This is a genomic window from Pannonibacter sp., assembly GCF_051860505.1.
Taxonomy (GTDB): Bacteria; Pseudomonadota; Alphaproteobacteria; order Rhizobiales; family Stappiaceae; genus Pannonibacter.
The window spans coordinates 103,007-127,832 of sequence record NZ_JBHYDX010000011.1; the positions used below are offsets into that span (position 1 = coordinate 103,007).

Annotated in this window: 20 protein-coding genes, 1 tRNA gene and 1 pseudogene; 5 read left to right on the top strand and 17 right to left on the bottom strand. The window is 63.1% G+C overall.

Annotated features, from left to right (window positions below; genetic code table 11):
- Positions 1-25: 25 nt before the first annotated feature.
- The 8 genes from flbD to ACTIFE_RS09905 all read right to left on the bottom strand — a co-directional run bounded on the left by flbD (position 26) and on the right by ACTIFE_RS09905 (position 9,076).
- Entirely contained in the window at positions 26-1,381 is a 1,356-nt protein-coding gene (flbD, locus tag ACTIFE_RS09870; protein ID WP_106754305.1) for a sigma-54-dependent transcriptional regulator FlbD, read from the bottom strand.
- A 21-nt stretch (positions 1,382-1,402) separates the two neighbouring features.
- Positions 1,403-1,744: a flagellar motor switch protein FliN gene (fliN, locus tag ACTIFE_RS09875; protein ID WP_439528982.1), complete on the bottom strand. Its 342-nt coding sequence runs from the start codon at positions 1,742-1,744 to the stop codon at positions 1,403-1,405.
- Entirely contained in the window at positions 1,741-2,445 is a 705-nt protein-coding gene (locus ACTIFE_RS09880) for a FliH/SctL family protein (RefSeq protein ID WP_439528983.1), read from the bottom strand. The genes fliN and ACTIFE_RS09880 overlap by 4 nt, the downstream gene beginning before the upstream one ends.
- A 25-nt stretch (positions 2,446-2,470) precedes the next feature.
- Positions 2,471-3,520, bottom strand: a complete 1,050-nt coding sequence (gene fliG / locus ACTIFE_RS09885) for a flagellar motor switch protein FliG (RefSeq protein ID WP_439528984.1) — start codon at positions 3,518-3,520, stop codon at positions 2,471-2,473.
- Between the two features lie 3 nt (positions 3,521-3,523).
- On the bottom strand, positions 3,524-5,140 hold the full coding sequence (gene fliF, locus ACTIFE_RS09890) for a flagellar basal-body MS-ring/collar protein FliF (RefSeq protein ID WP_439528985.1): 1,617 nt from the start codon (positions 5,138-5,140) through the stop codon (positions 3,524-3,526).
- Between the two features lie 375 nt (positions 5,141-5,515).
- On the bottom strand, positions 5,516-5,791 hold the full coding sequence (sciP, locus tag ACTIFE_RS09895; RefSeq protein WP_106754310.1) for a CtrA inhibitor SciP: 276 nt from the start codon (positions 5,789-5,791) through the stop codon (positions 5,516-5,518).
- 272 nt (positions 5,792-6,063) lie between these two features.
- Positions 6,064-6,732: a flagellar hook assembly protein FlgD gene (locus ACTIFE_RS09900; protein WP_439528986.1), complete on the bottom strand. Its 669-nt coding sequence runs from the start codon at positions 6,730-6,732 to the stop codon at positions 6,064-6,066.
- A gap of 151 nt (positions 6,733-6,883) precedes the next feature.
- Positions 6,884-9,076, bottom strand: coding sequence for a flagellar hook-length control protein FliK (locus ACTIFE_RS09905; RefSeq protein WP_439528987.1), 2,193 nt, complete (start codon positions 9,074-9,076; stop codon positions 6,884-6,886).
- A 437-nt stretch (positions 9,077-9,513) separates the two neighbouring features.
- Here ACTIFE_RS09905 and mnmA point away from each other — a divergent pair, with 437 nt between their 5' ends.
- Positions 9,514-10,722: a tRNA 2-thiouridine(34) synthase MnmA gene (mnmA, locus tag ACTIFE_RS09910; protein ID WP_439528988.1), complete on the top strand. Its 1,209-nt coding sequence runs from the start codon at positions 9,514-9,516 to the stop codon at positions 10,720-10,722.
- Between the two features lie 273 nt (positions 10,723-10,995).
- Positions 10,996-11,072 (top strand) — tRNA-Met (locus ACTIFE_RS09915).
- Between the two features lie 511 nt (positions 11,073-11,583).
- On the opposite strand, the gene ACTIFE_RS09920 is transcribed toward ACTIFE_RS09915, so the two are convergent.
- The 9 genes from ACTIFE_RS09920 to ACTIFE_RS09960 form a co-directional block, all read right to left on the bottom strand.
- The gene (locus tag ACTIFE_RS09920; RefSeq protein WP_439528989.1) at positions 11,584-12,735 is read right to left on the bottom strand and encodes a hypothetical protein; all 1,152 of its coding nucleotides are present in this window, start codon (positions 12,733-12,735) and stop codon (positions 11,584-11,586) included.
- A gap of 222 nt (positions 12,736-12,957) precedes the next feature.
- Entirely contained in the window at positions 12,958-13,314 is a 357-nt protein-coding gene (locus tag ACTIFE_RS09925; RefSeq protein WP_439528990.1) for a hypothetical protein, read from the bottom strand.
- A gap of 107 nt (positions 13,315-13,421) precedes the next feature.
- Complete coding sequence (locus tag ACTIFE_RS09930; protein ID WP_439528991.1) at positions 13,422-14,750, bottom strand: NAD(P)/FAD-dependent oxidoreductase; 1,329 nt, start codon at positions 14,748-14,750, stop codon at positions 13,422-13,424.
- Between the two features lie 9 nt (positions 14,751-14,759).
- Positions 14,760-16,382, bottom strand: a complete 1,623-nt coding sequence (locus ACTIFE_RS09935; RefSeq protein WP_439528992.1) for a GMC family oxidoreductase — start codon at positions 16,380-16,382, stop codon at positions 14,760-14,762.
- Between the two features lie 6 nt (positions 16,383-16,388).
- Entirely contained in the window at positions 16,389-17,249 is an 861-nt protein-coding gene (locus ACTIFE_RS09940) for an ABC transporter permease (RefSeq protein ID WP_439528993.1), read from the bottom strand.
- Between the two features lie 12 nt (positions 17,250-17,261).
- Positions 17,262-18,131, bottom strand: a complete 870-nt coding sequence (locus tag ACTIFE_RS09945) for an ABC transporter permease (protein ID WP_439528994.1) — start codon at positions 18,129-18,131, stop codon at positions 17,262-17,264.
- Positions 18,131-19,252 carry an ABC transporter ATP-binding protein gene (locus ACTIFE_RS09950; protein WP_439528995.1) on the bottom strand — a complete coding sequence of 374 codons (1,122 nt, stop codon included), beginning with the start codon at positions 19,250-19,252 and terminating at the stop codon, positions 18,131-18,133. Before ACTIFE_RS09950 ends, ACTIFE_RS09945 begins: the two co-directional genes overlap by 1 nt.
- A 141-nt stretch (positions 19,253-19,393) precedes the next feature.
- Positions 19,394-20,470: an extracellular solute-binding protein gene (locus tag ACTIFE_RS09955; protein ID WP_439528996.1), complete on the bottom strand. Its 1,077-nt coding sequence runs from the start codon at positions 20,468-20,470 to the stop codon at positions 19,394-19,396.
- 121 nt (positions 20,471-20,591) lie between these two features.
- Positions 20,592-22,064 carry a PLP-dependent aminotransferase family protein gene (locus ACTIFE_RS09960; RefSeq protein WP_439528997.1) on the bottom strand — a complete coding sequence of 491 codons (1,473 nt, stop codon included), beginning with the start codon at positions 22,062-22,064 and terminating at the stop codon, positions 20,592-20,594.
- Between the two features lie 121 nt (positions 22,065-22,185).
- On the opposite strand from ACTIFE_RS09960, the pseudogene ACTIFE_RS09965 reads away from it, so the two are divergent.
- The 3 genes and pseudogenes from ACTIFE_RS09965 to ACTIFE_RS09975 all read left to right on the top strand — a co-directional run.
- Positions 22,186-22,494, top strand: a pseudogene (locus ACTIFE_RS09965) (mandelate racemase/muconate lactonizing enzyme family protein); the annotation flags it as partial.
- Complete coding sequence (locus ACTIFE_RS09970; RefSeq protein ID WP_439529014.1) at positions 22,489-23,298, top strand: mandelate racemase/muconate lactonizing enzyme family protein; 810 nt, start codon at positions 22,489-22,491, stop codon at positions 23,296-23,298. The pseudogene ACTIFE_RS09965 and the gene ACTIFE_RS09970, both read left to right, overlap by 6 nt.
- Positions 23,298-24,788 carry an aldehyde dehydrogenase family protein gene (locus ACTIFE_RS09975; protein ID WP_439528998.1) on the top strand — a complete coding sequence of 497 codons (1,491 nt, stop codon included), beginning with the start codon at positions 23,298-23,300 and terminating at the stop codon, positions 24,786-24,788. Before ACTIFE_RS09970 ends, ACTIFE_RS09975 begins: the two co-directional genes overlap by 1 nt.
- Positions 24,789-24,826: the final 38 nt, after the last annotated feature.

The window sequence follows — 24,826 nt, forward strand, 5'->3', positions numbered from 1 at the left end:
TCCCTGGCCTGCCCTGGTTCAGTGATCACGCGCCGCGCGCCTCGCCGGGGCCCGGCACCAGGACGCCTTCGTCCATGTACTGGTTCAGCTTGTTGCGCAGGGTGCGGATCGAAATGCCGAGAATCTTGGCGGCATGGGTGCGATTGCCAAGACAATGATCGAGGGTGTCGAGAATGAGATCCTTCTCGACATCGGCCACCGTGCGGCCAACGAGAGAACGCGAGACCGCCTCTGCCGTCTCCACGGCCCGTTCCACCGGGCTGCGGGTCACGGTGAGCGGACTGCCGTCCGGCATGCGGATGGCGTCGACGCCAATCTCGGGACCGTTGGCGAGCAAGATCGCCCGGTGCATGGTGTTTTCCAGCTCGCGCACATTGCCCGGCCAGGGATTTCCAGTCAGGGCGCGACGCGCATCGGCGCTGATCGGCCGGTCCGGAAGGCCATTTGCCTGGGCATAGTGGCGGGCGAAATAGCTGGCCAACTCAAGGACATCCGCCGGCCGATTGCGCAGCGGCGGCAGCTTGAGATTAACCACATTCAGCCGGAACAGAAGATCCTCGCGGAACGTCCCCTGACGGACGCTGTCGGCAAGATCCCGGTTCGACGTGGCGATGATGCGGATGTCGACCGGTACAGGACGCGTGCCACCAACCCGGTCGATCACACGCTCCTGAATTGCACGCAGCAGCTTGGCCTGCAGCCGCACGTCCATCTCGGAGATTTCGTCCAGGAGCAGCGTGCCGCCATCGGCCTCCTCGAACTTGCCGACACGGCGGGCGACAGCCCCGGTAAAGGCGCCCTTCTCATGGCCGAACAGCTCGGATTCCAGCAGTTGTTCCGGGATCGCGGCGCAGTTGATGGAAATGAACGGCTTGCCCGAGCGCGAGGACGAGCGGTGGACGTGCCGCGCGATGACTTCCTTGCCGGTGCCAGATTCGCCGGTGATCAGGATCGAGGCATCGGACGGGGCAACCTGCTCGGCCAGCTTCACCACCGCCGCCATGGCCTCGTCGCGGTAGATGAGATCGCCGCGCTCCTGCGCCACAGCTGCAAGCACCGCGGCGATCATCTCCGGATCGGGCGGCAGGGGGATGTATTCCTTGGCTCCGGCGCGAATGGCGGCGACAGCCGCGCGGGCGTCGGTCTCCACACCGCAGGCGACGATCGGCACGTGGATGCGCTCATCCGCAAGGCTTGCGAGAAGCGCGGCGATGTCGAGCTTCACGTCCACCATCAGCAGATCCGCGCCGCGACCGGACCGCAGCACCTTCAGCGCTCCCTCGGCGTCCTCGGCATGGGTCACCTGGGCACCGCGCTGCATCGCGATCCTGGAAGCCGTGGTCAGCTGACCACCCAGCGTGCCAACAATCAGCAAGCGCATCGTCGTCTCCTGCTCGAGCTCTTAGCGCTCGGCCTTGATCATTTCCGTCATGGTCACACCGAGCTTGTCCTCGACGAGCACCACTTCCCCACGCGCCACGAGGCGGTCATTGACATAGATGTCGATGGCCTCGCCGACCTTCCGGTCCAACTCCAGCACTGTCCCGGAGGCCAGTTTCAGGAGGTCAGACACATGCAGCCTCGAATGGCCCAGCACGGCAGAAATCCGCACCGGAACATCGAACACCGCCTCAAGATCGGCCGCCGACTGGGCGGTCCCGGCGTTTTCATCCCGCTCATCGCGGCGCCGGCCTTGCGGCGTGAGTTCATCGAGCTGAATGCCGCGGTCACTGTCACTGGTCATGCTTCAGTCTCCCTGGCCCCTGCGACGGCTGCCTGCCGGGTTCGTGCCCGTGCAGCGGCCTTGGCCTCGAAATAGTTGCGAATGGACAGGTCGACCTGCGCCTCGACCGCCTTGCGGTCACGCATGATGCCGCCATCGGCCCATTCAATCCGGCAATCGCCCCGTGCAATCTCCGGCTCGCCCAGAAGGACGAGACGTCCGTCAAAACCCTTTTCCCGCACCACGGGGTCAAGCCGCGCCTTCAGCGGCTCCACATCCCGCTCCGCCACCCGGATCACCAGATGCGGCGCCTGGCGCAGCGGCCCGAGACACTCCGAGACCAGCGCAACGGTTTCACCCAGCGGATTGCGGGCAATCAGATGGGCGCTCAGGCGGCGTGCAACCAGAAACGCAAGCGTTACCGCGTCCTTTTCCGTCTGCTCGCGCGCCTCGTCGAGTGCCCCCAGCAGGCGCGAGACAACCTGAACCAAATCCCCCACCTGGTCGGCCAGGCGGCGCTCCTCGCCGGAACGCCCCTCCATCAGGCCGTCGGCATGGCCCTGCCGGCGCGCGTCCTCGCGCGCGGCCACGAGAAGACGCTCGTGCTCGGCCACGGTTATCATCGGTTCGACAGGCTCCGGCGGCGCCGTTTCCTGGGGCACCTCCGGTACGTTGAAATTCTTGTCGAACAAGAACTTCGACGGTTTGCTCAGGCGTGACATACGCTGATCCTAAGGTTGCCCGAGATCAATAGATGATCTCATCGTCATTCTTTGACTTCGAAATCATGAGCTCGCCGCGTGCAGCGAGATCCTTTGCGGTGTTGACCATGCCGGTCTGCGCTTCATCGACATCGCGCAGGCGAACCGGGCCAAGCGCCTCCATGTCGTCCTGCAGCATCTTGGCCGCACGGCCAGACATGTTGGAGAAGAAAAACTCGCGCACCGCATCGTTGGAGCCCTTGAGCGCGATGGCCAGCCGATCCTTTTCGACATTGCGCAGCAACGTCTGGCAGCCGGCCGCATCGAGCTTCATCAGATCGTCGAAGGTGAACATCAGGTTCTTGATGCGCTCGGCAGACTCGCGGTTCTCCTCCTCCAGCGCCGCGAGGAAGCGGGCTTCCGTCTGGCGGTCGAAGTTGTTGAAGATGTCCGCCATCATTTCATGGCTGTCGCGGCGGCTGGTGTTGGTGAGGTTCGACATGAACTCCTTGCGCAGGGTCAGCTCAACCTTCTCCAGCACTTCCTTCTGCACCGCCTCCATGCGCAGCATGCGATTGATCACCTCGAGCGCCAGATCTTCCGGCAGGATGCCGAGCACCTTGGCGGCATGATCCGGATCGATCTTCGACAGCACGACGGCAACGGTCTGCGGATATTCGTTCTTCAGGTAGTTGGCGAGAACGTTTTCCTGCACGTTGGAGAGTTTCTCCCACATGTTGCGGCCGGCAGGACCACGGATTTCCTCCATGATCGTCGCCACCTTGTCGCCCGGCAGGAAGGCAGCCAGCAGGCGTTCTGTGGCGTCCACATTGCCCATCAGCGATCCGCGCGAGGACAGGCGGCGGACGAAATCGGCAAAGAGGTCCTGCAGCATGTTGGGCGTCACAGGCCCAAGCTTCGCCATGGCAGCCGAAATCTGCCGCACCTCGATCTCGTCGAGCCGCGACCAGATCTGCTTGCCGTGCACTTCGCCGAGCGCCAGCATCAGAACCGCCGCGCGCTCCGCTCCCTTGAGCTCGCGCTCGATACCGTCATCGGAGACGGTCAGCTGGTTCTGCAGGGAATCCGCTGCCATGTCTTATGCCGCCTCATCCAGCCAGCCGCGCACGATCGTCACGGCCTCGGTCGGGTAATCATCGATCATCGCGCCCACCTTGGCGATGGACGAGGCCTGCAGCGCGCCTTCGCGCTTGGCCTCTTCCAGCCACTCGATCACGATGCCATCATCTTCCTCGACCAGTTCACCGGCCGGCAGCTCGGACTGCGCCACCAGCGTTCCATCCGGAGCGATGACCAGTTCCTGGGCCGTCTTCTCCTCCGGCGTCACGATCCGCTTGAGCAACGGACGAACCACGAAGAGCAGCAGCAGCAGCGAGATCAGCATCAGCACGCCAAGCTCGGCGAAGCGCATGATGTCGTCGCGGGTAAAGTCGAACATGCCGGCTTCCGCCGTGTCGAAGTCCGGCTCCGGCGCGGTGGCGAACTGGAGGTTCACCACCTCGACCACATCGCCGCGCGCCGCATCAAACCCGACCGCCGAACGCACCAGGACAGAGATCCGATCAAGAACTTCCTGCGGGCGCGGCGCATATTGCATCACGCCCTCCGCATTGGGCTCATAGATCCCGTCCACCAGCACCGCCACCGAAAGGCGCTTGACGCGGCCGGCCTCGATGACTTCGGTCCGGATCGCCTTGGACACTTCGAAGTTGACGATCTCCTCGGTCAGGCTGGACCCTTCGGTATCGCCGCCGGCCCCGCCCGCATCGGCATTCGGGATCTGGTTACCGGCCGTCACGCCACCCTGCTGGTTGGTGCGGGTGGTGTTTTCTTCCTTGCTCTGGGTCGAGCGGACAACCTGGCCCTCCGGATCAAACCGCTCCTGGGTTTCGGTGATCCGGTTGAAGTCGACGTCAGCCGCCACGCGGACACGGGCGCGGCCCGGGCCAACGACACTGTTGAGGATTTCCTCGATCTGGTTGCGCAGGCGCTGCTCGACCTCGAAGGTGCGCTCCTGGATCTTGCCGGCGGACATGTTGTCCGGGTTGTCATCACCGACGGTGGCCAGCAGGCGGCCGGCATCATCGACGATCGACACGCGTTCCGGGGTCAGCCCATCCACGGCCGCGGCGACAAGATGCTGGATGGCCCGGATCTCGCTGCCGCCGAGGGAGCCCCGGACCTTGATCGCAATCGAGGCGGAAGGCGGACGAACGTCACGCTGGAACAGCTGCCGCTCCGGGATCACCAGATGCACACGCGCCGAGACGATGCGGTCGATCGAACGGATCGTTCGCGCCAGCTCGCCTTCAAGCGCACGCAGGTGATTGATGTTCTGGACAAAACTCGTGGCGCCGAGCGTATCGGAGCGATCAAAGATCTCGTAGCCGACCGAGCCCCCTGTCGGCAGGCCCTCCTCGGCAAGGCGCATTCGCGTGCGCGCGATCTGGTCCTTCGGAATAAGGATCGTTGAGCCTTCCTGGCGCAACTCGTAGGGGATGGCCAGTTGCTCCAGATTGTTGACGATCTGGGAGGAGTCCTCGATCGTCAGGTTCGAGTAGAGCTGCCCCATTTCCGGTGCAGTCACCCGGAAGATGATGAAGGCGAACATCCCGACCAGAATTGCCGCCACCGCGCCCATGGCCGCGATACGCGTTGGACCCATGGTCCGAATAAATTCGATCAATCCGTTCACGTTTGCCCGCTCAACTTGTTTGCCCCGCCGCAGACACCAAGGGAATCGAATCCCTGCATTGCCGACGCGCCATTGTCCGATAGGCAAAATTTGCCCGCCAGAAGGTAAACAAGTTATTAACGAATATCGGCACCGGGAATGAGAATGGCTGTATTCCGCCATTTCTGACTGCCGGGCGGCTTCGCAAAACGGTAGAAAATGCCGGGCAGCGTTAACCAATCACTCATATTTGCCGAAAGGGGCCGCCGAATCCGGGTGCAGGACCGCTCCGCCAGGCTCCTGCCTCGCACGGCGATCGCCATAAAAAAAGCCTGGCCGTTGGGCCAGGCTTAGGTGTTGGAGGTTCAGTCCGTGCGCGCGGGGGGCGCCGGGCTGTTAATTTCGATATTGCTGAACCCGCGTAGCACGCAGGCCAGCCAATCCGTGGCGCTCGATTGAGCTCTGCCAGGACAGAAACTCCTCAACCGTCAGCGTGTAGCGCTGGCATGCTTCCTCCAGCGACAACAAGCCACCACGAACTGCGGCGACGACCTCAGCCTTCCTCCGGATCACCCATCTCTTGGTGCTCGGAGGTGGCAGATCCGCAATCGTCAGCGGACTGCCGTCAGGCCCAATTACATATTTTACACGCGAACGAATTTGCTCGGTCATTGTACTCTCACACAAACCATGACCAGGTTTAGAGGTGAGATTACACGCCGGGATTTAAAATTTACCTAAGCAACGATACACCGATGATTAACCACGAAAATGCAAATTCTTCAGTTGTTATTAAAGTCTTCGTCGCGATTTGCATTGCCTTTGTTCCGACACATTAACGCGTCGCTAACCATGAAATATCAACTAACGTAACGGCTTCAACAAAAAGGCGACCGGCGCGAGAGCGCCAGCCGCCAGACAGCGAAATGAAATGACTGAAGATCTTAAAGAGCTGTCGAGGACACTGACCTGACCGATGCGACCGGAATACGGACATCACCGATTTTCAGGTAAGCCGTGCCGCCAGAAATATCAACTTTGTCGACTTTTCCCTTCACTTCGGTCGTGACCGTCTGCTGGCTGCTGCCAGAGTCAAAAACCGAGAACTTGACCGTGTAGGCTCCCGGGCCTGCGGTACCTCCCTCGGTCATCTTGCCGTCCCAGGTGTAGGAGCCGCTGCCCTTGTTGAGGCTGACGTCGCCGCGATAGACCAGCGCCCCGCCGGAGTTGCGCACTTCCACAGTGCCCTTGGCATCATTGGGGACCGAGTAGTTCCAGGTTGCCTTGCCATCATCGAGCATGGTCGTATCGCCCGCAGCCGAAACATAAGAGTCGAGGTAAGACACATAGCTGCTGGCCTGCCCCGACTGCATGACGCTGAGAAGGCTGGCCAGCTGTTCGTTGGTTTTAATCCCTTGCTCGACGGTCGAATACTGAACCAGCTGCTGGGTGTATTCCGCCGGATCCATGGGTTCCAACGGGTTCTGGTTCTTGATCTGCGTCGTCAGCAGGGTCAGGAACAGATCATAGCTGCCGAACAGGGACTCTCGGCTCTTGTCCGTTGCCGACGTTGTACCGGTACCGGCTGCCCCGGCGGCGCTGACTGTTGTCATGTCACATAAACTCCTTCAGTCGTTCCGAACCTGGAGCAGCTTTCCGTTTCCATGAAACGCACAGCGACCCGGTTTGTTGTTTGTTGCGCTCCTCCAAAGAGAAGCGCGTTTCATGCTGGCTTCCGTGATGCGCGGGCACCTGGAACCCGCCTCAAATCCGAATATCGAGCCCGCCCGATGCACTGCCCCGATAAAGCTGCGCCACGCGTTCGCTGGCAAGGCGCTCTGCCTGGGTCGCATCGGCCTCAGCCGGCTGGCCGTCGCCGCCCTGCTGCCGGGAGCCATTGGGATCGCGGCCCTCGCCACTGAACGCGAATGACCGCCCGCCCTCATCGCGCAGCGAAAACTGCAGGCTGCCCTGCTCCGCCTTAAGACCCGCCGCTTCCAGGGCCCGCTCGAGGCTGCGCTGGTCACGCATGAACAGGTCAAGGGTTTCCGACTTGTCGACCGTCAGCTTGGCCTTGACCTCGCCATCCTTGGTGACCGTCATTTCGACATCAATGCGGCCAAGCTCTGCCGGGTCGAGACGGATCTGGAACCGGCTCTGGCCCGGCCGGGCCTGCTGCTGCATCTGGACTGCGACCTGCGCCGCCGCTGCCTGGGCCATCTGCGGCCCCGGCAAGTTGGCGGCCTGCGCCTCGGCCCGTGTCATTGGGGCAGCACCCCGGGCACCGAACAGTGCGTCCGCCTCACCGAAGCTTTCACCGAACTCGGCAACGGCAGCGGCGGCCTCCAAGGCGATGGCCATCGCCGGATTTTCTACCTGCGCCTGACCGGCGGCTGCCTGGCCTGTCGCGCGGGCGGCCGCTTCAGCTGACCCGGCCATGGCCGCATCGGCACCAGCCGTGCCGCGCGGCGACGACGCCTCAGTGAACTGTCCCTCGGCGGCGGCGGCAAGGCGGTTGGCCAGAGGCGAGCGGTCCTGTATCTCGGCCAGATCCGCTGCATCCGGATCCCCCGCTTGCGTTGCCAGTGCCGGACGGGTGCTCGGCGCGCGGGTCGTCCCGCCATTTACAACTTGCGCCGCCGCACCAGCAGCCAAAACAGGCGCGGGATCTGCAGCATCGAAACCGGACTCCGGTCGGCCGGCCGCTTCGACAGTGGCCGCCTCGACATCAGAACCGGCCACGGCCAGCTGCAGCAGGCCCGGGGCAGCGCCGGCCGGCACCATGACCGGCTGGGCCGGCGGCACAGCCTGGACATTCACCGGCTGGACAAGACCACTTGCCTGTGGCTGGGCCGGCGTGATCTCCGCCTTCAAGGTGAAGGCGCCGCCGACGGCCTCGGCCAGCCGGGCGAACAACGGATTGACGTCAGCCGCGCCTGACGCCTGTGCCTGTGCCTGTGCGAGCGTCACAGGCCGAACCGGCTCACGCGGATCGACCTTGGCCTCGACTGTCTCGGCCACACCGATCAGGCCTGCCGGATCAACAGACCCTGCAGCGGCGAGAAAACGGCTTGTGCCACCCTTGCCCGGCTCCGGCACGCGGGTTTCCCAGCTGCCAGGCACTTTCGGCACCGGCTTTTCCGTCAGGACTGGAGCAGCTTCGGCCTCGCTTGCCGGCGCCTCTGCGGAGACGGCGGATTGAACCGGGGCAGATGCCGGCGCCTCTTCGTTGTCAGCAGGCTGAACCACGGGGAATGCCGGCGCTGCAGCCGTGACCGTGGGTTGCGCCAAGCCAGGGACCTGCGCCAGCATCTGGAGCTGCGCCCCCTGCGGCGCGCTTGCCCCTGCCATTGGCGTGGAGCCAGACGGCAGGGCATCAGCGCCAACCTGACCCTGGCCTGCACGCCCCGCCGCATCAGCGCCACCTGCCCCGAGCGCAATCTCGTCCGAGACAGCACCGGCCGGAGCTTCCGGCACCAGGGCCAGGGGCCCGGCGGGGACCGACGCCTGCACCGGCGGCATCAGCGCCGCCATGGCGAGTACCGCCTCCAGGTTGGCAGCTTCCAGACTGGCAGCTTCCAGACTGGCAGCTTCAAGATCCGCCTTTCCTGGCGAAATCACTTCAGGCGCATCTGGTGCCTTTGCTGCCGCATCCGGCCCTCCGGGCGCCTTGGCCTGCGCCGGCAGCGCAGCCGGAATGCCTGTGAAACCGGACAGATCCGCCACCGTCATACCTTCCTGCAGCGGCACAGCACCGGCAACAGGCACCATAGCGCCCGGCAGACCGGCCACCTGCTGCGGTTGGGAAGCCAACGGCAGCACGGCAGCGCCGGGCGATGCGCCAGACGAAGCGGAAGGATCCACGTCCAGCGCCGCCAGAAGACCGGCGAAGGCACCGCTGGCCGCATCACCGGACGCAGGATCTGCGACCGCAGAACCGACACCCGCTGCACCCATTTGATCGAACCGGAGCTGAAACGCCTGCACGAGCACCCTCACTTCACCGCCACCGCCACACCACGGCCCGAACATGCCGGACAAGGCGGATTTCACACAGGAGTGCCAATGCAATGCCCGCGCCAGTTTTCCTCTGGATAAATTACTGTTTTGAATCAAGAAATTGGCATTGAACCGCCAGCTTCTGCCACGCAAGACACCCATATCCGGCGGCAGAAGTTGCAGCCGCACCCGGCAGAGATTGCCGCCCCACACCGGGCTGATTTGGCTTTGGCCGCAAGTTTCTGTATAAGCGGGCTGTTTCTCGCAATCGGACCTGCCGGCCCTGACGTGCCTTGCCAAGGGCAAGCCACCCTGGCCGCGCGCCCGTTGCGGGGCGACGTTTCATCCCCGACTGGCGGACCTTGACCCCGCCAAGGCGCAAGGATCGACCTCAGATGCTGAATTCCCTCGACCTGCCGCGCGCGCCCAAGGACACGCGTGTGGTTGTCGCCATGTCCGGCGGCGTGGACTCCTCCGTCGTTGCCGGCCTGATGCAGCGCGAAGGCTATGACGTCATCGGCGTCACGCTGCAGCTTTATGACCACGGCGCCGCCGTGCACCGCGCCGGCTCCTGCTGCGCCGGCCAGGACATCCACGATGCCCGCCGCGTCGCCGAACGGCTCGGCATTCCCCATTACGTGCTGGACTACGAGCGCCGCTTCAAGGAAGCCGTGATCGACCGCTTCGCCGACAGCTACATGAACGGCGAGACGCCGGTGCCTTGCGTCGCCTGCAACCAGACCGTCAAGTTCTCCGACCTGCTGGAGACCGCGCGCACGCTGGGCGCCGACGTGCTGGCCACCGGCCATTATGTGCGTTCCGAGCAGGAAGGCGCGCACCGGGCGCTGTACCGGCCGGTCGATCTCGACCGCGACCAGAGCTATTTCCTCTTTGCCACCACGCAGGCGCAGCTCGACTTCCTGCGCTTCCCGCTCGGCGGCATGTCGAAGCCGGCGGTGCGCGCGCTGGCGCACGAATTCGGCCTCTCCGTCGCCGACAAGCAGGACAGCCAGGACATCTGCTTCGTGCCGAACGGCAAATATTCCGACGTGATCCGCAAGCTGCGGCCGGAGGCAGCCGAGCCCGGCGAGATTGTGCATGTGGACGGGCGTGTGCTCGGCCGCCACGACGGCATCATCCACTACACCATCGGCCAGCGCCGCGGCATCGGGGTGGCCACCGGCGAGCCGCTCTATGTGGTGCATCTCGACGCGCCGAACCGCCGCGTGCTCGTCGGCCCGCGCGAGGCGCTTGCCACCCGGACGCTGGAGCTGCGCGATGTCAACTGGCTGGGCCGTGAACCGCTCGCCGGCGACATGAGCTGCGACGTCTTCGCCAAGGTGCGCTCGACCCGGCCGCCCACCCCGGCGCGGCTGACGATTGAAGACGGCCAGGCGCGGGTGGACCTCACCGACGGCGAGACCGGCGTCGCCCCCGGCCAGGCCTGCGTGTTCTTCGACAGCGACAGCCCCGGCGCGCGCGTGCTGGGCGGCGGCTGGATCTCGAGAGCCCGGCCGGTCGGCCTGAGTGCCGCCCCGGACTTTTCCCGTGCGGAAGTGCGCACCCATGCAGTGGCTGTCACCGCCACGCCGGTTCGCGGCTAAGCCCCGCCCCAGCACTCGGAACGCCGGGGCGCAGCCCCCTCCCCCGGCGCAGCCACCGCCCGGCTCGACGACCGGCCAGGCCGGGTCTGGCTCCCCGGCACGTTCATCCACAGCCGGCAAAAAACTCTGATGCGGGAGGCCGCAAGTCCGCTTGACAGGCCGCCCCGCTCCTTTCTATAAGCACGCCACATCCGGCGTCGCCCAAGACGCTGGTCCATCCGACCCCGGCACATTGGCTAACCACGGCCAACACGCCTGGACTTCGGACCGGATGGCGGAGTAGCTCAGTTGGTTAGAGCAGCGGAATCATAATCCGCGTGTCGGGGGTTCGAGTCCCTCCTCCGCTACCATCTAGTATCCCTCTCATTAGTTAGATCCCTCGATTGCTAAGCCGCAACGCTTTTAGGTTTTGAGTTTCGTTTCAGGCTGCAAAAGGCATGCTCTTGAGAGCAAGGTTTGTACCGGCGCGCCACTGATAACGTTGCTTTCGGGGAAGCGCACAATGTACGCGCACTTAATTTGCTTCGTTTAACGGTCGATGTGTTTGGGAATATGGGGCACTTTTCGGCCTTTAACCGAGACGCACAGATACAGACTATGAAGCAATTGATCATGCTCCTCGTACCGCTTGTTGACGGCAGGTGGCAGCGCATCAATGGTCTTGTGTGTCACGCGTCGTTTCATGACGCCGAAAGTAAGATAGCAATGTCCGCGTGTCAGGGTCTGGTTTGGGGCAATTTGTCAAAGCGACTTGTTACTTGTCGCTACTTGATATTTTGGGCGAAATGACCTAACTTGTAATCAAGAGGAATTTCCCTCAACGGCATAGACGGGCTAAGCATTCGGTGCTGCCCAATATATTTAGAGGCCGCCTGTCAGTGCATGCTTTGTGGCAGTGCTGGCAGCGGCCTCAATCGCTACATCTGCCTTTTTGTCAAGAAACTGCAGAAAGCCAGGTACAAGTTTCCGATACCAGCGGGGCCTGAAGCGGTTTTTAATTTCCTCTGCCAGACGCGACGGATCGATGTCTGAATTCTTCACTATCTCGGACATTGCTTTACAGATGCTGGCATCATAGGTGTCATCGTCGAGGGGTGCCAAATTTTGAAGTCTCTCAAGCATTGACGCGATCGCAGGTTCAAGTGGACTTGCTCCTGTCAGTTTTTTCCGATCAACCTGCTGCACATAGAATGAATGAGCAGAACTTAGTGCCCTTAATTGTGTGTACGTAAGTCGAGCAAGGCGTTCTTTGTCAGTTTCATGTTTGGTAGAAGAGGGTGATTGTAGGATTACTGTATCAATTCTGCGCCCTTGTACTCCGCTACGTGCTCCAAACATCTCGAAATCTTCGGACAACAATGATCGCTTATCTCTGACTGTGAGGGTGGGTGTCTCTTTGCCGCTTCGGAGAAACACAAACGGTCGACCCACATCAACGTAATTCGAACCGACTGACTCAATGTCGTATTTGTTCAAGCTATCATTCTTTGTACTGCTCAACAGGTATGAGTCACGCAGGGCATTTGAAATTTTTTTGAAGTCAAGATGAAGGCGTCTCGTGTCTGGAACATGAACGTCTACAGCCTTTGACAAAAGCTCCTTTACGACCACGATAGGGTCGTAATGAACTTCGGTTTTCTTTACATTCGCCATCATCGCAATTTCATCAATCGAGGCTTCGTTAAGTCGAAACCCAAATTCGAAGCGACCTGACATCTGACCATCGAAATAAAAACGACGATAAATAGGATAGGAGAGTATTGGTCGCTTTTTATCCACCAAGGGGGACACGAAAGTTTGAGCTGGGTATCTCACTAGATTTTCGCAATCGGCGTAGTAGTTCTCGCCGACAAACCCTACACCGGATTTCGTTCGGGTTTGGATGCTCCCAAAACCGCGCGCGAAATGAGCTTGAGGATCATGCTCTCCCCAGCGTGGCTTCCACAACCGTCCTGCTAGTTGTGGATGAAGCGACCGAAAATCAGCAACTGGAAATACAATTGAAATGAACAAGAATAGCTCCTCATACGGCCGGTGCCGCCAGTATTGACGATGGGCATTTTATAAAACGCGAGAACGCTAGCAATGCTCTTGTGCGAAAGCGAGCCACGATCATCGGCATCGCTGTCGGATCAGCCAAGAATTGGGCTAGTCTTATGCTACACAGATTTTGCCAACTGGGTTACCGTTGGGGGCCATTTTCCGGCGGGCTTGAACGCAACGCTTTGAAATTCATTACGAAAGCTCGGTGTCGAATGAGTGGGTAACAGTTGTCGTCAGCCAGGTCCGGTCCGCCTTCGGCGACAGGCCATTACCCACATCATTTCTGCCTTGTGCCCCTTCCCTTTTCCCCTGCAATCCCCCCCCCTGCTGTTGCTGCCAAACGACAGGCCTGTCGGAAGTTGGGATCGGCAATTGTGGCAAGGGGAGAATGCCTTGCAATGGCAACGTCTTGCCTGTCTTCTGCAACTCACGATGGCCCGGACCGGGCGGACTGGACACAGCAGAGGGCTGGAGCTGACCTTGGCGCATATTGGCATTGATCTTGGCACGACCAATTCCCTGATCGCATAGTTGACCGAATGCGCGCATGACCCGCTAATCCCCCCGTTTCCAGCGGGATTATTTTGTAGAACTCACGCAGCCACTCTCAGTTTTTGCACGGATGTCATGCTTCCGATGCCCACATTTGCCCCTCCTCACACCCCGAACCAGTCTCGCAACCGGTAGAGCAACACGGACGGGGTGAGGAACCAGGGGGTGCCGGTGTAGAGGGGGCGGGTGGGGAACGGGAGGCGCTCGAAGGCGGATGGGGTGGTTTCGCGGCCGGCGGCCTTGCGGCCCATGCGCATGCCGAGGTAGCTGGCCATGCCGACGCCGGCCCCGCAATAGCCCATAGCGTGATAGAGGCCTTTGTCTTCCCCGCAATGGGCGAGCGTGTTGAACGTGTAGCCGACAAAGCCCATCCAGGCGTAGCTGATGCGGTAGGGCGCAAGCTCCGGGAAGAGGGCGACAAGGTCCCGGTGCAGGGTGACGGCGCTGATGCGCGGGTCGGTCTCGCTGAGGGACACGCGGCCGCCGAAGAGAACGCGGCGGCGGTCCGGCGACAGGCGGTAGTAATAGACGAGCTTGCGCGTGTCGGAGAGGATACGGTCGGTCGGGAACAGGCGGTCGACGAGGGGCTGCGGCAATTCCTCGGTGGCGATGATGTAGGAGCCGATCGGGATGATGCGGCGCTGGTGATGCGGGGACAGCGGCCCGGAATAGCCGTTGGTGGCAAGAATGACCTTGCCGGCGCGGATGGTGCCGGCGGGCGTTGTCACGGCAAAGCCGCTGCCATGCCGCTCCAGCCGCGTTGCCGGGCAATGGCTTTTGACAAGGACACCGGCGGCCAGCACACGGGCAAGCAGGGCCGGATGGTAACGGCCGACATCGATGCTGCAATGGCGGGGGAAGACCATGCCGCCGTGATAGGCGTCGGTGCCCAGCTCCCGCGCCATCTCGGCCTTCGGCACCATATAGGCGCCGGTTTTCCAGACCGGATGGCCCGCGGCACAGTCACGCGCGAGGCTGTCATAGAGATGCGGCTTGTGCGCGCCGTGAAAGCGGCCGACCTCGGCAAAGCCGCAGTCGAGCGCCTCCTCCCGCACCAGCGCATGCATGTAATCGAGAGATGCCTGGCCCTCCTCCAGGATGGCACGGGCGATGTCCGGGCCATGCTTGCGGGAGAGCGCGGCAAAGGACGGCTTGACGCTGGTCGAGACCTGACCGCCGTTGCGCGTGCTGCAACCCCAGCCGGCGGCTTCCGCGTCCAGCACCAGCGTCGACAGCCCTTCCCGGCTGGTCTGCAGCGCGGCGTTGAGCCCGGTGTAGCCGGCGCCGATGATGACCACATCGGCCTCGGGCGGCAGCGACGTCAGGCCGAGGTCGGGACCGGTGTCCTTGCCGGGACCAGAATGCCACCAATAGGGCTCTGGCTTGAAGTCGGGTGAGAACAGGGCATCGGTTGCAGCCATGGCTGGGGTCATGGGGGGCCTTCAGCTTGCGCGGTGGTCGAAGAGGACAAGGTCTGCCCCCTTCTCGCCGACCATGATGGTGGGCGCGTTGGTGTTGCCGGAGGTGACCGTCGGAAAGATCGAGGCATCGATGACGCGCAAGGCCTCGACGCCATAGACGCGCAGCCGGTTGTCGACCACATCCACCTCCGGATCGGGCCCCATGCGGCAGGTGCTGACCGGGTGGAACACGGTGGAGCAGCGGGCGCGCACATCGGCCAGCATGTCGAGATCACTCTCCACCTTGGCCCCCGGCACGATCTCCGTCTCGATCACGGACTGCATGGCCGGTGAGGCGGCGATCTGGCGCATCAGGCGGCAGCCCTCGACCATCTCTACCTGATCCTGCACGGTGGAAAGAGAGTTGGGGTGGATTTCCGGCGCGTCCATCGGGTCATTGGACCTGAGGCCGATGTGGCCACGGCTGGTTGGCCGCGTCGGCTGGAAGCCGAGCAGGAAACCGGAGAACGGATCCGGGTTCATCAGCGGCCGCTTGCCCTTCGGCGCCTTGGTGTAGCTGACCGGCGAGAAGTAGAGCTGCATGTTGGGCCGGGCCGCCTCCGGCGAGGACCGGACAAAACCGCCAGCCTGGTTGACGCTGAGCGACAGCGGGCCGCGCCGGGTCAGGACGTAGCGCAGCCCCTGCCACAGCTTGCCCCACCAGGGGTGGAGCTGGTCGTTGAGGGTCGGCACCCTGGACCGGTAAAGGTAGTCAAGCCCGAGATGGTCCTGCAGGTTGCGGCCAACGCCCTTGCGCTCCACCCGGACCTCGAGGCCCTTTGCGCGCAGGCTGTCGCCCGCACCGATGCCGGAGAGCAGCAACAGCTGCGGCGAATTCACCGCGCCGGCGCTGAGGATGACCTCGCGCCGGGCGTTGACGCGTGCCTCCGCCCCGCCCCGGCGAAAGGTCACGCCGACCGCACGCCGGCCCTCAAGCTCGATCCGCATGGCATGGGCATGGGTCAGCACGGTGACATTCGACCGCCGGCGCGCCCGCGCCAGATAGGCCCTGGCCGTCGACATGCGAAAGCCGCCCTTGGCCGTGATCTGGTAGAGGCCGACGCCTTCCTGCGAGGCACCGTTGAAGTCCGGGTTGCGGCGGAAGCCGGCCTGTTCGCAGCCCGAAAGAAACACGTCACAGAGCGGATGCAGATCGCGCGCGGGGGTCATGACATGCAAGGGGCCCTTGTCGCCGCGATAGGCATCGCCGCCGGCGGCATTGGTCTCGCTGCGCTTGAAATAGGGCACCACATCGTCCCAGCCCCAGCCGGGGTTGCCCATGGCCGCCCAGTCGTTGAAGTCGTCATGCTGGCCGCGGATATACACCATGGCATTGATCGAGCTGGAGCCGCCGAGCACCTTGCCGCGCGGCCAATAACCGATGCGGTCATTGAGGCCCGGATCGGGTTCGGTGCGGTACATCCAGTTGATCGCGGGATTGTAGAAGGCCTTGCCGTAGCCGATCGGCATCCAGATCCAGAAGTTGAGGTCCGAGCCGCCCGCCTCGAGCACGCAGACGGAAAAGCGGCCGCTTTCCGACAGCCGGTCGGCCAGTACGGCCCCAGCAGACCCGGCCCCGACGATGATGAAGTCGAACTCTTGCATGATGGCCTATCGCGCCGTCTTGTCGCGTTGAACGAGGATGGAAACCAGCGCCAGCAGTCCAGATCCCAGCATCAGGAAGACCGACACGGCATTGAGGACCGGCGTCGAGCCGACCTTGGCCATGCGGTCATACATGGTGATGGTCAGCGGGGCATCGGAGCCCACGAGGAACAGGGTCGTGTTGAAATTCTCGAACGACACCAGGAAGGCGACGATGCCGGAGGCGATCATGGCCGGCCGCAGGAACGGCAGCGTGATCGTGGTCAGCACTCGAAGCCGGCTGGCGCCGAGATTGAGCGCGGCTTCCTCCAGCGCTCCGTCGAATTTCTTCAGCCGCGCGGTGATCACCAGCGAGGTGATGGTGGTGATGAAGGAAAACTGGCCGAGGATCACCAGGAACAGACCGGGCCTCAGGAAGCTCAGCTCCACGCCCAGTGCGCCCTCAAGACTGTTGGCCGTGTCGCTGGCCAGCACGAGGATCGAGATGCCCAGGATGACGCCCGGAATGACCAGCGGCACGACCATGAGGATATAGAAGAAGTTCTTTGCCGGAAAATCACCGCGCACGAACAGGAAGGCGTTGGTCGTGCCGAAGATCACGGACAGCACCGCCACGCAGGAAGCGATGACGAAGGAATAATACATGCCGCTGAGCAGCCGCCGGTCATAGAACATGCCGCGCTTGGGCTCGGTCGGGTTGAAGAACCAGTCGAGGGTGAAGCCCTGCCAGGGCAACGAGGGAAACAGGCTGTCATTGAAGGCAAAGGCGGCAGCGGCCACCAGGGGCGCGGCGAGAAACAGGAAGAAGACCGCGACATAAAGCCGGTAGCCGAGGAGGAAGGGCGTGAGCTGGTTGGTGCGGAGCATCCTGCCTCTCCCTCAGCTTCTGGCGACGGTGTTGGCCAGGGTCTGGCCGCTGAGCTTGAGGCCCAGCCAGATAACGAGCGAGGTAAACAGCAGCAACAGCATGCCGAAGGCCGCCCCGGCCTCCCAGTTGAAGCGGGTGATGAACTGATTGTAGATCTGTTCGGTGAACCAGCTGGAGTTCTTGCCGCCGAGAAGGATCGGCGTGAGATAGGACCCGGCCGTCAGCATGAAGACGACGATGCAGCCCGAGACAATGCCCGGCATGGCATAGGGGATGATGATCCGCCGGAGCACCGTGAAGCCGTTGCCGCCCAGATTGTAGCCGGCCTCGATCATGGCGTTGTCCATGCCATCGAGCGTCGAGACCAGCGGCACGATCATGAACAGCATGACAGTGTAGACGAGGCCGACGACGACGGTGACGTCGTTGTAGAGAAACTCGACCGGGCCGCTGACGAGGCCGGTCCACTGCAGGAACGAGGACAGCACCCCGGTTTCGCGCAGCAGCAGGATCCAGCCGAAGGCGCGGATGAGATCGCTGACCCAGAGCGGCACAAGGCACAGGAGGAACAGCGCGCCACGGGTGCGATTGCCGGCGAGCTTGGCGATGTAATAGGCAATCGGGAAGCCGATCAGCAGCGCCAGAGCCGTGACCAGCAGCGACATCGAGCCGGTGCGCAGCAGCGTGTTCCAATAGATCGGCTCCTGCAGGAAGTCGATGTAATGGCCGAAGCCGAACTCATAGACGCGCGGGGCAACCTTCTCGCGCAGGGACAGGCGGATCATACCGATATGCGGCAGAAGGATCAGCAGGCTGATCCACAGCGCAAAGGGCGTGAACAGCAGGATCAGTACCAGCCGCTTGAAATCCTTCTGCAACATCAGCCGGCCCCTCCGCCGGCAAAGCACATGGCGTGACGGGCCGACCAGAGCAGCGTGACGGCCTCGCCCGGACGGACATCATTGTCGCCGGTCAGCGTGATGTCGGCCTCGATCAGTTCGCCATGGTCGCTGCGCACCAGAACGCGGCTGTTGGCGCCGTTGAACAGAAGGCTTTCGACGGTCCCATCCATCCGGTTTTCGTCCGGCGCGTTTGCGGCAGGTCCCGCGGACTTGCGGTGCGTGCGGATGAACTCGGGCCGGACGAAGATCTCGACCGCGTCCCCATCGCGGACGCTCTGGCCACCAGCGGCGGTGAAGGCCATCTGCAATCCTTGCAGGGTCTCCACGCGGCCACCGGTGCCGTCGCTGGCCCGCACCTTGCCGGACCAGCGGTTGCTGTCGCCAACGAAGCCGGCGACGAAGGCCGTCTTCGGATGGTGGTACAGCTCCTGCGGCGCGCCGATCTGCTCGAAGCGGCCCTGGTTCATGATCGCGACCCGGTCAGACATGACGAGGGCTTCGGACTGGTCGTGGGTGATGTAGATGAAGGTGGTGTTGAACTGGTGCTGCAGCAGCTTCAGCTCGATCTTCATGGCCTCGCGCAGCTTCAGATCGAGCGCGCCGAGCGGTTCATCGAGCAGCAGCACATCCGGGTCCAGCACCATGCAGCGGGCAATGGCGATGCGCTGCTTCTGGCCGCCGGAGAGCTGGTGGATCTCCCGCTCCGCCACGTCCGGCAGGGCGATGCGCTCCAGCACATCGTGGACCTTGCGCCGGATATCAGCCGTGGCAACGCCCTTGCAGCGCAGGCCATAGGCGATGTTTTCGAAGACGTTCATCATCGGGAACAGCGCCAGATGCTGGAACACCATCTTGACGTTGCGCCGGTTCGGCGGCGTGCCCAGCACTGAATGGCCCTTGATGCGGATGTCGCCGCTGGTCGGCTCCTCGAACCCGGCAATCATGCGCATCAGGGTGGTCTTGCCGCAGCCGGACGGCCCGAGAATGGAAAAAAACGAGCCACTGGGAATTTCGAAGGAAATGTCCTTCACCGCGCGAAAGGCGCCAAAGGACTTGGCAATGTCGGTGCATTCGAGATCAGGAACCTTGGGCATCGTCATATGGCAAGCCACGCGAGAAGGAACTGGAGGGACAGCAGGGAACAGGCTGCCGCGATCACGCGCCGCGCGTCAGGGAGGCGGGGCGGAAAAGAGAAGCAGCTGCGCACATGGGACGCGCGCAGCTGCTGATCAGCCCAACAATCAGCCGCCGGTGGCGGCCTTGATCTTCTCGAGCGTCTTGCCTTCCATGTCTTCCACGCCCGACGGAATGTTGGCGAAGAACTTCAGGTTGGCGATGTCGGCATCGGTGAAGGACGCGTTGACGGCCGCCTTCTTGTCTTCAGGCAGCAGGTCCTTGCCGCCCTTGACCGCCGCGATGGCGCCGGTGCTGGCGGACATCAGCGTCACGTTCTCCGGACGCAGGACGAAGTTGATCCACTTGTAGGCCGCATCATCCGCCGCGCCCTTTGCCGGAATGGCGAAGGTGTCGATCCAGGCCAGAGCGCCGGTGGCCGGCGGCACGAAGACGATGTTCTTGTTCTGGTCGTAGAGCTTGAACGCGGTGGAGTCCCAGGTCTCGGACGCGACGATTTCACCCGACAGCATCATGGCGCTGAGGTCATCGCCCGAGTTCCAGTAGGCCTTGATATTGTCCTTGCAGGCGATGAGCTTGTCGGCGACCTTGTCGAGAATGGTCTGGTACTTGGCCAGATCCGCATAGGCCGCGAACGGATCCTCGCCCATGGCGAAGGCGGTTCCGAGCAGGATCGTGCGGCGCAGGCGCATCGACGTCTTGCCCTTGTACTGCGGGTCGCAGAGATCGCCCCAGCCCTTGATGTTCGGCGCCTTGGACGTGTCGGCCATCAGACCGGAGGTGCCCCACTGGTGCGGCACGGCATAGACCTGGCCTTCGATCGTGGTGTTGGCCTTGACGCCATCAAGGAGCGAGGCCTCCATGGCATCGGTGTTGATCTTCGACAGGTCGAGCGGCTTGTAGATGCCATATTCGAGCTGCGCGGCATAGATGCGGTCGTGGCTGGGCTGGGCCAGATCGAAACCCGAGCCACCGGTGGCGCGCAGCTTTGCAATCATTTCCTCGTTGTTCGAGAAGGTGACCTCGACCTTGAGGCCCGGGTTTTCGGCTTCGAACTTCTGGATCAGCTCATCGGGAGCATAGGAGCCCCATGTCAGAATCCGGAGCGTTTCGGCCTTGGCCCCACTCATGCCAGCCAGCATCGTGGCCGCCAGCAAACCTGCAAGCATTGTTCTGGTATGCATTGTTTCCTCCCTTCAATGCAACAGACGCACTCTCGGCTGTCTCGACCAAAAGCCTAAGGGTCGATTGGTCTGCAAAATATATCCATTGCAGATATTCTTGCAGTCCACTTCTGAGGCCACATCACCGCAGCAGGCGGTCCAGTGTGTCCAGACCCTTGCGGATGTCATCGGGAGCGGCACAGCCAAAGCCAAAGACCAGGCCGCGTTCGGCGATGGGGGCGACCGTGTAGCGACCGAGGCCGGCAATCGCGACCCCGGCCAGTCGCGCCCTTTCGACAATGTCCGCCTCTTCGAGCCCGGACGCAAGCATCCCGACTGCGTGGAAACCGCTCTTTGTCGGCTGCAGGTCAATGCGCCCGGACAGGCGCCGGGCCGCGGAAATCAGCAGATCGTGACGATCCTTGTAGATCTGCCGCATGGTGCGGATATGCGTGGCAAACATGCCCTCGTCCATGAACTCGGCAACAATGGCCTGCGTCACCGTCGGGACACCGCTGAGCCAGGTCTGGCTGATGCGCTCAAAGCTCTCGACCAGCCCGTCGGGAACCAGGGCATAGCCAAGACGGAGCGAGGGAAACAGCGACTTGGAGAAAGTGCCGACGTAGATGACCCGTCCGTGGGTGTCGATGCTCTTGAGTGTGGGCGGCGGCTGGTCACCGTAGTAGAACTCACCGTCGTAGTCGTCCTCGACGATCATGGCATCGGCTTCACTGGCCGCCTTGAGCAGCGCCAGCCGGCGCGGCAGGCTCATGACATGGCCGAGCGGCTGCTGGTGCGACGGGGTCACGAAGGCCAGCCGGAAATGCGGTGCCTTGGCAAGACCATCCTGGACGCAGAGCCCCTCGTGGTCCACCGGTACGGGGATCGGAATGGCGCCGATGGCAACGAAGGCGTTGCGTGCGCCAATCGCACCGGGGTTTTCGAACCAGATCGGCTCGCCCGGATTGACCAGCATGCCGCCGATCAACGAGAAGGCCCGCTGCGCACCATTGGTGATGAAGATCTGCTCGGGCGCGCATTTGATCCCGCGCGCGGCATTGAGCTGGCGCGCGATGGCAGCTCGCAAGGGGGCATAGCCGAAGGGCTCGCCATAACCCATGATATCGTCCCGATCCTTGCGCCAGTGGCGGGCCGAGAGCTTGGCCCATTGCGCCATCGGGAAAGCATCGAGCGCCGGCAGCGCCGTGGTGAAGGCCTGGGACTTGTGCGGCAGGCGCGTGCGCCTGACGAATTCCGGAATGGCGTGGCGCGTGGCGTGGGACAGGCGCGGAATGGCCTTGATCGCCGTGTCGCCGGCCGGCAGCGGCTTTGGCTCCAAACGCCCGGTCAGCGCCTCGCTGACATAGGTGCCGGATCCGACCCGCGCCTCAAGCAGCCCCTCCGACACCAGCCGCTCGACGGCATCGATCACAGTGGTGCGGGAGACGCCGATCTCCTCGGCGAGGGTTCGCGTTGCCGGCAGGCGCTCGCCCGGCGCAAGCCCCCCGTTGAGCAGCAAATCACGCAGCGCCATGTACAACTGGATCGAGATCTTCTTCTCGGCCCCCTTGTCGATCTTGATCGACGACAGCACCGCTCCGGCATGACGCTTCATGGCTCGCCTCCAAATTGGTATGCGATTTTGCCCAAAGCGGATCTTATATCAAGACCAATTCCGGATAGGCTCGTGACCGAAGCATCAAGGCCGCCCCCGCCAAAGCCCACCGAGAGTTGCCCCCATGAAAATCAAGGCGATCGAAACGTTCACCAACGAATTCGTCTGCTTCGTCCGCGTGACGTCGGAGACCGGCGCACAGGGATGGGGCCAGGTCGCGCCCTATTACGCCGATATCACGGCACAGGTGGTGCATCGGCAGGTCGCCCCTTATGCACTAGGCCAGGACGCCTTCGACATCGCCCATCTGATGCAGATCATCCCAGAGCGGGAGCACAAGTTCCCCGGCTCCTACCTGCGCCGGGCAATGGGCGGGCTCGACACCGCGCTCTATGACCTGCGCGGCAAGCTGGAGGGCAAGCCGGTGTGCGAACTGCTTGGCGGCACGCCCGGCAAAATTCGCGCCTATGCCTCGTCGATGAAGCGGGACATCACACCCCAAAACGAGGCCAAGCGCCTGAAGACGCTGCAGGACCAGTTCGGCTTTGATGCCTTCAAGTTCCGCATCGGGTCGGAATGCGGCCATGATCGCGACGAGTGGCCGGGCCGGACCGAGGAGATCGTTCCGCTGATCCGCAAGACCTTCGCCGACGACACCAGCCTGCTGGTGGACGCCAACTCCTGCTACTCCCCCGCCAAGGCCATCGAGATCGGCCGGTTCCTGGAAGACAACGGCATCTCGCATTACGAGGAGCCCTGCCCCTACTGGCATTATGACCAGACGCGGCAGGTCACCGAGGCGCTGGACATCGATGTCACCGGCGGCGAGCAGGACTGTTCGCTGGTCGACTGGCAACGCATGATCGATGGCCGGGTGGTCGACATCATCCAGCCGGATGTGTGCTATCTCGGCGGCATGTGGCGGACCATGAAGGTGGCCGAGATGGCCCATGCCGCAGGCATCCCCTGCACGCCGCATGCAGCCAACTGGTCGCTGGTGACGCTGTTCACCATGCATCTGCTGCGCGCCATCCCGAACCCGGGCAAATATCTCGAATTCTCCATCGAGGAAGCGGACTATTACCCGTGGCAGTACGGCCTGTTCTCCAACGCGCCCTATGACATTGTCGATGGCCATGCCACCGTGACGGACGCGCCCGGCTGGGGCATCGAGATCAATCCGGACTGGCTGGCGCGCTCCAGCTACCGGATCAGCGAACTGGGAGCGAAGTGATGTCTGGCTTGGAGGCACTGGCCAACGAGGTCCTGCGCAGCGGAACGCTGGCCGGGCTGCCGACGGGACATTTCATCGACGGCCACTTCACCGCACCCTCTGCCGGGCGGATGATGGAAAGCTTCGACCCAGGCCGGGGCGAGGCTTTTGCCGAATTTGCGGCGGGCACTGAGGCCGACGCCGATCAGGCGGTGGCGAGCGCAGCCAGGGCCTTTCCGAGCTGGCGCGACACAGTGCCGGCAGCGCGCGGACGCATCCTGCAGCGGGCCTCGCAGCTGATCCTGCACCACCTCGATCGTCTCGCCGTGACCGAAAGCCTCGACAGCGGCAAGCCGCTGCAGGAGGCCATCGGTGATGTGCGCGGAGCCGCGCGCACCTTCGAGTATTACGCCGGTGCCTGCGACAAGCTGCAGGGTGACAGCTTTCCGCTCGGGCCTGACTATCTTGGCTATTCGGTCCACGAGCCGGTGGGTGTGACCGCGCATGTCATTCCCTGGAATTATCCGCTGTCGACGGCGGCCCGGGGCATCGCCCCGGCACTGGCGGCCGGCTGCACCGTCGTCGCCAAGCCGGCAGAGCAGACGCCTTTCACCGCGCTGCTGCTGGCGGAGATCCTGCATGAAGCCGGGCTACCAGCCGGCGTATGCAACGTCATCACTGGCACGGGCGGCGAAATCGGGGCCGCACTGACGCGCCACCCGGGCGTCAACCACATCACCTTCACCGGTTCGGTGCCCACGGGCCAGACGGTGATGCGGACGGCCGCCGAGCACGTGACGCGTGTGGTTCTGGAACTGGGCGGCAAGTCGCCGGTGATCGTGCTGGATGATGCCGACCGGGACCAGGCGCTGGCCAATGTCATGGGCGCAATCTTCGAGAACGCCGGGCAGATCTGTTCGGCAGGCTCACGGCTGGTGATCCAGCGCGGCATCCACGCCGGGTTTGTCGAGGATCTGGTGCGACGGGCGAGGGCCCTGCGGCTTGGCCACGGCTTGCGGCGGCCCGACATGGGACCGGTGAATTCGGCCGCGCATCTTGGCAAGATTGCCGGGTTCGTCGACCGCGCCCGCGCTGCCGGGCTGGAGATTGCAACAGGCGGGGAAACGGCAACGGATCCAGACACGGGCAAGGGCTGGTTCTACACGCCGACGATCATCGACCGGGCCAGCCCGCACGACGAAGTGGTGCGCGAGGAGATCTTCGGCCCGGTGCTGACGGTGCAGGTGGCCGATGATGAGGAGCATGCCCTGGCGCTGGCCAATGACTGCCAGTATGGCCTCGTCGCCGGCGTGTTCACGCGCGACTTTGCCAAGGCCAACCGGCTCGCGCGCCGGATCGACGCCGGGCAGATCTACATCAACGAGTATTTCGCCGGCGGCATCGAGGTGCCCTTCGGCGGCACCAAACGCTCCGGCTTTGGCCGCGAAAAGGGACTTGAAGGGCTCCTGTCCTACTGCCGCACCCGCAGCATCGCCGCGCGGATCGGGTGAGGCGCCCAAAAGCGGTATAGACAGAGTGACCCAACCTT

Coding starts and splice junctions, on each gene's coding strand:
- mnmA (WP_439528988.1), top strand. CDS start 9,514: ATGCTGAATTCCCTCGACCTGCCGCGCGCGCCCAAGGACACGCGTGTG.
- ACTIFE_RS09880 (WP_439528983.1), bottom strand. CDS start 2,445: ATGTCACGCCTGAGCAAACCGTCGAAGTTCTTGTTCGACAAGAATTTC.
- fliG (WP_439528984.1), bottom strand. CDS start 3,520: ATGGCAGCGGATTCCCTGCAGAACCAGCTGACCGTCTCCGATGACGGT.
- ACTIFE_RS09935 (WP_439528992.1), bottom strand. CDS start 16,382: ATGCAAGAGTTCGACTTCATCATCGTCGGGGCCGGGTCTGCTGGGGCC.
- flbD (WP_106754305.1), bottom strand. CDS start 1,381: ATGCGCTTGCTGATTGTTGGCACGCTGGGTGGTCAGCTGACCACGGCT.
- ACTIFE_RS09930 (WP_439528991.1), bottom strand. CDS start 14,750: ATGACCCCAGCCATGGCTGCAACCGATGCCCTGTTCTCACCCGACTTC.
- ACTIFE_RS09955 (WP_439528996.1), bottom strand. CDS start 20,470: ATGCATACCAGAACAATGCTTGCAGGTTTGCTGGCGGCCACGATGCTG.
- ACTIFE_RS09905 (WP_439528987.1), bottom strand. CDS start 9,076: ATGGGTGCAGCGGGTGTCGGTTCTGCGGTCGCAGATCCTGCGTCCGGT.
- ACTIFE_RS09945 (WP_439528994.1), bottom strand. CDS start 18,131: ATGTTGCAGAAGGATTTCAAGCGGCTGGTACTGATCCTGCTGTTCACG.
- ACTIFE_RS09950 (WP_439528995.1), bottom strand. CDS start 19,252: ATGACGATGCCCAAGGTTCCTGATCTCGAATGCACCGACATTGCCAAG.
- sciP (WP_106754310.1), bottom strand. CDS start 5,791: ATGACCGAGCAAATTCGTTCGCGTGTAAAATATGTAATTGGGCCTGAC.
- ACTIFE_RS09900 (WP_439528986.1), bottom strand. CDS start 6,732: ATGACAACAGTCAGCGCCGCCGGGGCAGCCGGTACCGGTACAACGTCG.
- ACTIFE_RS09960 (WP_439528997.1), bottom strand. CDS start 22,064: ATGAAGCGTCATGCCGGAGCGGTGCTGTCGTCGATCAAGATCGACAAG.
- ACTIFE_RS09925 (WP_439528990.1), bottom strand. CDS start 13,314: ATGCGCGCATTCGGTCAACTATGCGATCAGGGAATTGGTCGTGCCAAG.
- ACTIFE_RS09975 (WP_439528998.1), top strand. CDS start 23,298: ATGTCTGGCTTGGAGGCACTGGCCAACGAGGTCCTGCGCAGCGGAACG.
- ACTIFE_RS09940 (WP_439528993.1), bottom strand. CDS start 17,249: ATGCTCCGCACCAACCAGCTCACGCCCTTCCTCCTCGGCTACCGGCTT.
- fliN (WP_439528982.1), bottom strand. CDS start 1,744: ATGACCAGTGACAGTGACCGCGGCATTCAGCTCGATGAACTCACGCCG.